Raw genomic sequence first — 8952 nt, forward strand, 5'->3', positions numbered from 1 at the left:
CTGGTCGACGGCTCCTACACCCCCGGCCTCCCGCCGGCCGAGCCCTACAACATCGCCATCCACACCGGCGACGTCCGCGCCGACGTGCAGGCGTCGGTGGCGATGCTGGCGCCGATGCTGGGCATGGGCCAGACCTACGACATCAGCGACGAGCAGGCTCGCCTCGACCTGTCCCGGGTCGCGGTGATGGTGCTGTCGTACGCCGCGCAGTCGGCGCGCGGCCTCGGCAAGCACGTCGTGCCGCAGAGCGAGGTCGACAAGGGCCGCACGCTCGCCGAGAAGTTCCTGATCCGCTGGCAGGGCGAGGCGGACCCCAAGCACGTGCAGGCGATCGACGCCTACTGGTCGTCGGCGGCCGAGCACGGGATGAACGCCTCGACGTTCACGGCCCGGGTCATCACCTCGACCGGCGCCGACGTCGCCGCGGCGTTCTCCGGTGCGATCGGCGCGATGAGCGGCCCGCTGCACGGTGGCGCCCCGGCCCGGGTGCTGACGATGATCGAAGCGGTCGAGGAGTCCGGTGACGCCGAGGCCTACGTGAAGAAGTCGCTGGACTCCGGCGAGCGGCTGATGGGCTTCGGCCACCGCGTCTACCGCGCCGAGGACCCGCGGGCCCGGGTCCTGCGCCGCACCGCGAAGGAGCTCAACGCGCCGCGCTACGAGGTCGCCGAGGCCCTGGAGAAGGCCGCGCTCGCCGAGCTGCGTGAGCGGCGTCCCGACCGGGTGCTGGAGACCAACGTCGAGTTCTGGGCCGCGATCGTCCTCGACTTCGCCGAGGTGCCGTCCAACATGTTCACCGCGATGTTCACCTGTGCGCGCACCGGCGGCTGGTCCGCCCACATCCTCGAGCAGAAGCAGACCGGCCGGCTGATCCGGCCGTCGGCCGTCTACGCCGGCCCGCCGGCCCGCAAGGCCGACGAGGTCGACGGCTGGCAGTCGGAGTGGAACGGCTGAGCGCAGGGCCCTCCTCAGCGAGGTGACCCGGCCCGACCAGCTCAGGCGGGCCGAGTGGGCGGCGGCGAGTTGAGTCCCAGCCACGGCTTGCGAGGTTTCGAGACGGCCCTGGCGGGCCTCCTCAACCAGCGGTCGTGAACCAGCTGGTCTTGCCCTTCGCGCCGGCCATCGACAGCGAGATGTGGACGTGGTCGCGGTGCCGGAGGGTCTTGGAGCACTTCTTCCTGGTCTTGCAGCTCGAGGAGAGGTAGCCCTCGCGCTCGAACTGGTCCCACGCGGAGTACATATGGTCGTTCCAGATGACATACATGATCCCCATCCGCCGGGCCAGGGCGTGGGTGTTGCCCTGGTCGTCGGTCGCGAAGACCAGCTTGAGGAAGGCCTTGGCGGTCTTGCGGTCGGCCTTGTCCTTCGCGTCCAGCGTCCAGTCGATGGCGCGGCCGTCCTTGTGCTCCGACGCGCCGCCGCCGCAGGCGCGGCCGGTCGCCCCGCCCCCGCCACCGAGCTCGCTGGTGAGCCACTCGGCGAGGGCGACGGTGCCGGCCCGGGGCTTGGGGTGGCAGGTGGTCTGCGGCTCGTACGACGCGTAGTCCTCGATCGGGGCGGCCTCGGAGCCGTCGGCGTACGCCGCCTGGGGCAGCAGCACGGGGGTGAGCAGCAGGGCGGGGAGCAGCGCAAGGATGGTCAGGAGCTTTCGCACCGATCGACGGTAAGCAGGCTCCGTCGGGCTGTCCTCGAGTTCGCCGAAAATCAGCCGAACGGACCACTCACGCCCGGCGTGTCGTCTTGCTCAGGTAGGCCAGGCCGCGCGGGGACACCTCGTAGCCGACGGCGAAGCTGCGGGTGAGGCCGAGTGCCTTCAGCTTGCGGACGTCGAGCTTGAAGGGGGCGGTCTCCCGGCCGACCATGGCGGCCAGGTCGGGCGCGCGGCGCTGCGGGTGGGCCCGGATCAGGGCGAGCGTCGTCATGGTCCACGGGCCCTCGCTGCACGCCCGGTCGAGCCGCTCCAGGCGGGCGTCGAGGGCGCCCACGTCGTCGTCGGTGAGATCGGCGTCCTCGCGCAGCGCGATCCGAGGGTCCTCGCCGTCCCAGGACAGCCGGACCCGGTACGTCGGCAGGGACGCGTCGGGGTTCAGGCGCTTGCGCAGCCGGTCGGCGTCCGGCCACCCGGCCTGCCGCGCCTCCTCGTCGGTGATCGCGTCCGCGTCGACGACGGTCACCTCGTCGACCCGCACCATCCCCGCGGCGGTCGTGAACCGGCGACCGGGCTCGACGTCCTGCTTGCGCCAGCGCCGGAAGGCCAGGGACACCGAGCCGTCGCGGACACCTTGGGCGACCTTGAGCGGGAGGAGCACCACGCCACCGCTACGGCATGGCCTCGACGGCGTCCTTGGCCTCCTTGAGGCCGAGGCCCGTGTTCTCGCGGTAGACCTTGATCGCGTTGATCACCTTGCCCTGGGCCTTGAGTGAGCGCACCTCGGCCATCCAGTCCGGTTCGGTGCCGGCAAGGGCCGCGGGCTGGGCGACGACCTGCGCGGACCCGTAGGGCACCCCGCCCGACGCGGACTGGGCCTGCAGTGCGGCCACCGCTGTCTCCAGCCTGGTGATCCGCAGCCGCAGGTTGTCGAGGTCGTCGCGGTCCACCTGGTCCTGTGGCGTGCCGAAGATGCCCATGCCGGGAATCTAGCGGGTGAGGCGCTTGGCGAAGCACCGGTTGTCCTCGGACCACGCGTAGTGCCCGAAGCCGGGGATCCGCACGTAGCCGGACGACTCGTAGAGGGCGATCCCCTCCGGTTGCGGGGCGCCGGTCTCCAGGATCATCACCTCGGCGCCGGCGTCGGCGGCGGTGCGCTCCATGTGCGCGAGCACCGTGCGGGCATGGCCGGCGCGGCGGGCCGAGCCGACGACGTACATCCGCTTCCCCTCGGCGGTACGCCGCGAGCCCAGGGCCTCCACGTCCGAGCGCAGCCTCCAGGCGCCGGTCGCGACGGGCAGGTCCGCGCCCTCGACCGTGACCAGGTAGCCGACGAAGAACGCGCCCTGCGGCGGGTCGAACTCCGCCGGGTCGATCGGGGTCTCGTCGCGACCGCCGTAGCGGCGGACGTACTCCGCCTGGACCTCCTCGACGAGGAGCTGCGCGTCCGGGTGCCCGTACGGCACACGCTCGATGCGTAGTGCTGGCACCGGCTCGGGCTGGGGGTCGGGCACTGGACTCCTCGTCGGGACGGCATGACCGGGCTGAGAGACTAGTCCCATGACCGACCTGCAGATCCCCGCCGACCTCAAGCCCCTCGACGGACGGTTCGGCGCAGGTCCCTCCAAGATCCAGCCGAGCCACCTCGAGGCGCTGGCGGCCACCGGCACCAGCCTGATGGGGACCTCCCACCGGCAGGCCCCGGTGCGCAACCTCGTGGGCCGGGTGCGGGACGGCCTGGCCGAGCTGTTCCCGCTGCCGGACGGCTACGAGGTCGTCCTCGGCAACGGCGGCGCGACGGCGTTCTGGGACGTGGCGACATTCGGGCTGATCGAGCGGAGGAGCCAGCACCTCTCGTTCGGCGAGTTCTCCTCCAAGTTCGCGACCGCGGCGGCCGCGGCGCCGTGGCTCGACGAGCCCAGCGTCATCAAGAGCGAGCCGGGCTCGCGGCCGGAGCCGGTCGCGGAGGCCGGGGTGGACGCCTACGCCTGGGCGCACAACGAGACCTCCACGGCGGTCATGGCACCCGTGGTCCGGCCCGCGGGCTCCGACCCGGGGTCGCTGGTGCTGATCGACGCCACCTCCGGCGCGGGCGGCCTGCCGGTCGACCTGACCGAGACCGACGTCTACTACTTCGCGCCGCAGAAGTCCTTCGCCTCCGACGGCGGGCTGTTCGTGGCGACGTTCTCGCCGACGGCGATCGAGCGGGCGGAGCGGATCGCCGCCTCGGACCGGCACATCCCGGCGTTCTTCGACCTCAAGACCGCCATCGACAACTCGCGGCTCAACCAGACCTACAACACGCCGGCGGTCGCGACGCTGTTCCTGATGGCCGAGCAGCTGGACTGGATGAACAGCCAGGGCGGTCTCAAGGGGATGGTCGAGCGCACCACCCAGTCCTCGGAGACGCTGTACGGCTGGGCCGAGGCATCGCCGTACGCCTTCCCCTACGTCACCGACCCGGCGCACCGCTCGCTGGTGATCGGCACCATCGACTTCCAGGACGACGTCGACGCCGCCCAGATCGCGAAGGTCCTGCGCGCCAACGGGATCGTGGATACCGAGCCCTACCGCAAGCTCGGCCGCAACCAGCTGCGGATCGCGATGTACCCGGCCATCGACCCGGCCGACATCGCGGCACTCACGGCCTGCATCGACTGGGTCGTCGAGCGGCTCTAGAACGACGCTGGCCCCGTCCGGTTCACCGGACGGTCACGTCGACTTCGTCCGGCGCTCACGCGGGACGAGCAGCGTCGGGTCCATGACGCCCTCGACCACCGACCTCAGCCCCGTCCCGTCCCCCCAGCACCGCGTCCTGCCGATGGCCGGGCGCACCCACGGCAACCGCAGCGCGGTCACCTGCCATCTGCGCTGCGGCGATGCCTGCTTCTCCCCCGCGCCCAACACGACCGAGACGTCGTACTTCCGCGACGTCGCGGCCACGGCCCTCAGCCGGCGCGCCGTCGTCGGTGCGGGTACGGCGGCGGGCATCGTGCTCGCGGCGTCGGCGGCACCCGCCGCGGCGGGCGAGCGGTTCGTCCCCGGCACCCGCGGGCACGGGCACGGTGGCGGCGGTCCCCGGGGTCTCCGGTTCAACCCGATCGCCCCCGTCGCCGCGACCGTCGACGACCTGAGCGTCCCCGCCGGCTACGACTGGGACGTGATCATCCGCTGGGGCGACCCGCTCTTCCGGGACGCCCCCGGCTTCGACCCGGCCAAGCAGTCGGGAGCCCGGCAGGCGCAGCAGTTCGGCTACAACAACGACTACCTCGACATCATCGAGACCAACCGGGACGGCACCCGGGCCCTGCTGGTGGCCAACCACGAGTACACCAACGAGGGCATCATGTTCCCCCCGGGGACGGACCCGGCCGAGATCATCCGCACGGCGTGGGCCGCGCACGGCATGACGGTCGTCGAGCTCGAGCGGCGCTCCCGCGGCCGCCGCTGGTCGTACGTCAAGGGGGGCCGCAAGAACCGCCGGATCACCGTGGACACGGTGTTCGCCGTCGACGGCCCCGCCGCTGGGTCCGCGCTGCTCAAGACCGCCGCCGACCCCAGCGGCAGGAAGGTCCGCGGCACGCTGAACAACTGCGCCGGCGGCACCACGCCGTGGGGGACCGTCCTCTCCGGTGAGGAGAACTTCAACCAGTACTTCAAGGCGGCGGGGACCGACCCGCGCGAGAAGCGGTACGGCCTGGGAGCGAGCGGGGACGCGCGGAACTGGCGCTCGCTCGACCCCCGGTTCGACGCCACCAGCGCGGCGTACGCCAACGAGCCCAACCGGTTCGGCTGGATCGTCGAGGTGGACCCCGAGGACCCCAGGTCGACACCGGTCAAGCACACCGCGATGGGCCGGTTCAAGCACGAGGGCGCCAACGTCATCATCAACCGCGACGGGCACGTGGTCGCCTACATGGGTGACGACGAGCGCTTCGACTACGTCTACCGTTTCGTCTCCCGCGACACCTACCGTCCCGGCGGCCGCACCAAGGACCGCCGGCACAACCTGACCCTGCTGAGCAACGGCGACCTGTCCGTGGCCCGGTTCACCGGTGACGGCCTCGGCGACGGCGTGAGCGACGGCACCGGCGAGTGGATCCCGCTGACCGTCGGCGGCCAGTCCGTCGTCCCCGGGTTCACGACCGAGGAGGTTCTCGTGCTCACCCGGCTGGCCGCCGACGTCGTCCAGCCGACCAAGATGGACCGTCCCGAGGACGTCGAGCCCAACCTGCGCAACGGCCGGGTCTACGTGGCGTGCACCAACAACACCGCGCGCACGGCGGCTCAGGTGGACGAGCCCAACCCCCGTGCCGCGAACAAGGACGGTCACGTCGTCGAGATGATCCCGACCGGCGGCGACCACCGGGCCCCGACGTTCAGCTGGAACCTGCTGCTCATCTGCGGCGACCCGGCCACGGCGGGCACGTACTTCGGCGGCTGGACCGGCCCGGTCTCACCCATCTCCTGCCCCGACAACGTGGCCTTCGACAGCGACGGCAACCTCTGGGTCTCCACGGACGGCCAGCCCTCCGCGCTCACGCTCAACGACGGGCTGTTCAAGGTGCCGCTCGCCGGGCCCGAGCGCGGCCGGGTGCAGCAGTTCCTCGCCGTGCCCGCCGGCGCCGAGACCTGCGGCCCGGTCGTCCACGACAAGGACGGGTCGGTGTTCGTCGCCGTCCAGCACCCCGGCGAGGACGGGACGTACGCCGCCCCGCAGTCGTACTTCCCGGACTACGTGCCGGCCGGGTCCCCCGCGCGGCGCGGTGAGTTCGCCGGGCCGCGCCCGTCGGTCGTGCAGGTCACCCGGCGCTGAGCTGTGCGGACACCAGGTCGAGGGTGGCGCGGTCGTACGCCACGATCCGCGCCTCCTCGACCCGGGTGTCCGCAGCGCGGAACACCTCGAGCGCACAGGCGACCGCGTCGTCCTTCGGCCACCCGTAGACCCCCGCGCTGACCAGCGGGAAGGCGACCGTGCGGGCCCCGAGCTCGTCGGCGACCTCGAGGGCGCGGGCGTAGCAGGACGTGAGGAGCGAGCGGTCGGTCTGGCCGGCGTGCCGGTTGGGTCCGACCACGTGGATGACCCACCGGGCCGGGAGGTCGCCCGCCGTCGTCCAGCCGGCGTCACCGGTGGCCAGGCCGTCCGGGAACCGCCGGATGCAGTCCTCGAGGACCGCCGGGCCTCCTGCCCGGTGGATGGCGCCGTCCACACCGCCGCCGCCGCGCATGCCGTTGTTGGCGGCGTTGACGACGGCGTCGACGTCCTGCTCGGTGATGTCGCCCTGGACGACAGCGATCCTCATCCGGCCCTCACTCGAACTCCCGCAGCAGCTTGAGCGTGGCCCGCTCCAGCGCGGCCTGCCGCTCGTCGGTGGTCTCGTAGGTGCGCCGGGTGGCCTTCTCGATGGTCTTGCCCCGCGCATAGGCGTCGACGACCCTCGGGTCGACGTACGACGACCGGGCCAACGTGGGGGTGTTGCCGAGGAACGACGACACCTCCTTCATCGCCCCGGCGACCGCCCGCTTCTGCGAGGCCTTGGTGTGACCCGGCTCGGGGCTCTCAGCCAGCGCGGCCGCGGCCAGGACCGTGGCGTGCCAGGTGCGGAAGTCCTTGGCCGTCGACTCCAGCCCGGTCGTCTCCCGCACGTAGTCGTTGACCAGGTCGGGCAGCAGCGACCGCCATGACCGCCCGTTGCGGTAGGACAGCAGCCGGTCGTCGTCGCGGGAACGGCGCCGCCGCATGATCTCGATGGCCTCGACGACCACCGCGTCGTCGATGGTGATCTCGTGCTCCACCCCGGACTTCCCGACGAACGCGAAGATCAGGGAGTTCTGTCGGCGGCGCACGTGCCGGCGCTCGAGGGTGGTCAGCCCGAAGCTGCCGTTCTCGTCGGCGTAGACGTCGTTGCCGATCCGGAAGTAGCCGAGGTCGAGGAGCCGGACCGCCGCGGCGCACGCGCGCTCCAGGGGCATCCCCTCGAGGCCCAGGTCGACGAGCACCCGCTCGCGGGCCTTGGTCAGCGCCTTGCCGAACAGCAGCATCCGGTCGAACTTCTCGGCGTCGCGGCGCTCACGCCACTGCGGGTGGTAGAGGTACTGCCGCCGGCCCGCGTCATCCGTGCCGACCGCCTGCAGGTGGCCATGCGGGTACGGCGTGATCCAGACGTCCCGCCACGCCGGGGGGATCACCAGGTCGCGGGCCCGCTGGGCGTCCTCCTCGGGGAGCCGGGCGCCCTTCTCGTCGAGGTAGACGAAGCCCCGGCCGGCACGGCGTCGGGTCCAGCCGGGCTGGTCGGGTGAGGTACGGCGCAGGCGCGGCATGGCGACAGTGTCCCCAACGGGGCGTGGCTTCATGCTCCGCGTGCTCAGAGTGCGTGCATCGCAAGGCGCCGGAGCGAAGCCATACCCACGTTGTCTCGCGAGCGACGGCAACGCCGCGAGGTGCGTGCTCTGGGCGCGCGGAGCTCAAGCCGCGGCCCGTTGGGGGCACTGGGGTAACCAATCCTCGGTGGTTGAGGTGCGAGCTACCGGCGACGCAGTGACCGCATCAGCACGACGATGATGCCCAGGCCGACGAACCCGCCGAGGAACCACGGCCACGGGCTGCGGACCGTCTCCGTCGTCTCCGGCAGCTCACGACCCTCCCGCGAGGCGGTGTCCGGGCGGTCGCTCGAGGTGCTGCTGGGCGTCGGCTCCGCGGAGGGCGCCGGCGCCATCGCGTCGGTCACGGCGTCGGGCAGCGGCACCCGGAGGAGGTCCGTGTCCTGTCCCTCCGTGCTGATCAGCAGGTCGCCGTCGGTGGTGACGGCCACTCCCTCACCCTGGTCCTGCTCCGGCAGGTCGAGCTCGGCGACCGGCTCCAGGGAGGGGAAGCCGTAGACCGTCGCGGTCTCGTAGCCGCGCACCACGAGGTGCCGCCCGTCCGGGAAGAACGCCGCGTCGGTCGCGATCGAGATGACCGGGCCGACCTCGGTGAGGCGGTTGGGCCGCTCGGGGTCGAGCTCCTCCGGCGCGGCGTAGAGCACGCCCCCGAAGACCTCCTTGGTGGCGACGTAGAGGCGCCCGGTGCCGGGGTGCACGAGCAGCGACTCCGCGTCCCGGCCGCCGTCGGGGTAGACCAGGTCGTACGCCGGCACGTCGGCGTCCCGGGTGCCCTCGCCCACGGGGACCCGGGCGACCTGGATCGAGTCGCGGGCGCCGCGGTTGTCGCCGATGTCGCCGACCCACACCGTTCCACCGTCGCCGGAGGCCAGCGCCTCGACGTCGACGGGGTCCGCGGACCACCGGGTGACCCCGACCGTCGC

General features: G+C 72.3%; 9 protein-coding genes and 1 pseudogene. 3 read left to right on the forward strand and 7 right to left on the reverse strand.

Features of this window, described 5'->3' with window-relative positions; all coding sequences use genetic code 11:
- Positions 1–954 (forward strand): citrate synthase 2 (locus JHD21_RS17750; RefSeq protein ID WP_292677871.1); only part of this gene is annotated, 954 nt, incomplete at its 5' end.
- A gap of 121 nt (positions 955–1075) precedes the next feature.
- On the opposite strand, the gene JHD21_RS17755 is transcribed toward JHD21_RS17750, so the two are convergent.
- From JHD21_RS17755 to JHD21_RS17770, 4 genes are all read right to left on the reverse strand, one after another.
- Positions 1076–1654, reverse strand: a complete 579-nt coding sequence (locus JHD21_RS17755) for a hypothetical protein (protein ID WP_292677873.1) — start codon at positions 1652–1654, stop codon at positions 1076–1078.
- 67 nt (positions 1655–1721) lie between these two features.
- Complete coding sequence (locus tag JHD21_RS17760; protein WP_292677875.1) at positions 1722–2309, reverse strand: hypothetical protein; 588 nt, start codon at positions 2307–2309, stop codon at positions 1722–1724.
- Positions 2310–2319: 10 nt separating this feature from the next.
- Positions 2320–2628, reverse strand: coding sequence for a ribosomal protein L7/L12 (locus JHD21_RS17765; RefSeq protein WP_292677877.1), 309 nt, complete (start codon positions 2626–2628; stop codon positions 2320–2322).
- A 9-nt stretch (positions 2629–2637) separates the two neighbouring features.
- The gene (locus tag JHD21_RS17770; protein ID WP_292677879.1) at positions 2638–3162 is read right to left on the reverse strand and encodes a GNAT family N-acetyltransferase; all 525 of its coding nucleotides are present in this window, start codon (positions 3160–3162) and stop codon (positions 2638–2640) included.
- Positions 3163–3208: 46 nt separating this feature from the next.
- Between JHD21_RS17770 and serC the strand changes: the two genes are divergently transcribed.
- On the forward strand, positions 3209–4327 hold the full coding sequence (gene serC, locus JHD21_RS17775; protein WP_292677881.1) for a phosphoserine transaminase: 1119 nt from the start codon (positions 3209–3211) through the stop codon (positions 4325–4327).
- 82 nt (positions 4328–4409) lie between these two features.
- Positions 4410–6464, forward strand: a complete 2055-nt coding sequence (locus tag JHD21_RS17780; RefSeq protein WP_292677883.1) for a PhoX family phosphatase — start codon at positions 4410–4412, stop codon at positions 6462–6464.
- On the opposite strand, the gene JHD21_RS17785 is transcribed toward JHD21_RS17780, so the two are convergent.
- The 3 genes and pseudogenes from JHD21_RS17785 to JHD21_RS17795 all read right to left on the reverse strand — a co-directional run.
- Complete coding sequence (locus JHD21_RS17785) at positions 6451–6951, reverse strand: O-acetyl-ADP-ribose deacetylase (RefSeq protein ID WP_292677884.1); 501 nt, start codon at positions 6949–6951, stop codon at positions 6451–6453. The genes JHD21_RS17780 and JHD21_RS17785 overlap by 14 nt on opposite strands.
- Positions 6952–6958: 7 nt before the next feature.
- The gene (locus JHD21_RS17790; protein WP_292677886.1) at positions 6959–7969 is read right to left on the reverse strand and encodes a DNA topoisomerase IB; all 1011 of its coding nucleotides are present in this window, start codon (positions 7967–7969) and stop codon (positions 6959–6961) included.
- A 203-nt stretch (positions 7970–8172) separates the two neighbouring features.
- Positions 8173–8952: pseudogene (locus JHD21_RS17795) on the reverse strand (hypothetical protein); the annotation flags it as partial.

This window comes from Nocardioides sp., from assembly GCF_016462705.1.
GTDB lineage: Bacteria > Actinomycetota > Actinomycetes > Propionibacteriales > Nocardioidaceae > Nocardioides.

Bases quoted from the DNA above. Each gene is read 5' to 3' on its own strand.
- JHD21_RS17765 (WP_292677877.1), bottom strand. From the start codon at position 2,628: ATGGGCATCTTCGGCACGCCACAGGACCAGGTGGACCGCGACGACCTC.
- serC (WP_292677881.1), top strand. From the start codon at position 3,209: ATGACCGACCTGCAGATCCCCGCCGACCTCAAGCCCCTCGACGGACGG.
- JHD21_RS17780 (WP_292677883.1), top strand. From the start codon at position 4,410: ATGACGCCCTCGACCACCGACCTCAGCCCCGTCCCGTCCCCCCAGCAC.
- JHD21_RS17785 (WP_292677884.1), bottom strand. From the start codon at position 6,951: ATGAGGATCGCTGTCGTCCAGGGCGACATCACCGAGCAGGACGTCGAC.
- JHD21_RS17790 (WP_292677886.1), bottom strand. From the start codon at position 7,969: ATGCCGCGCCTGCGCCGTACCTCACCCGACCAGCCCGGCTGGACCCGA.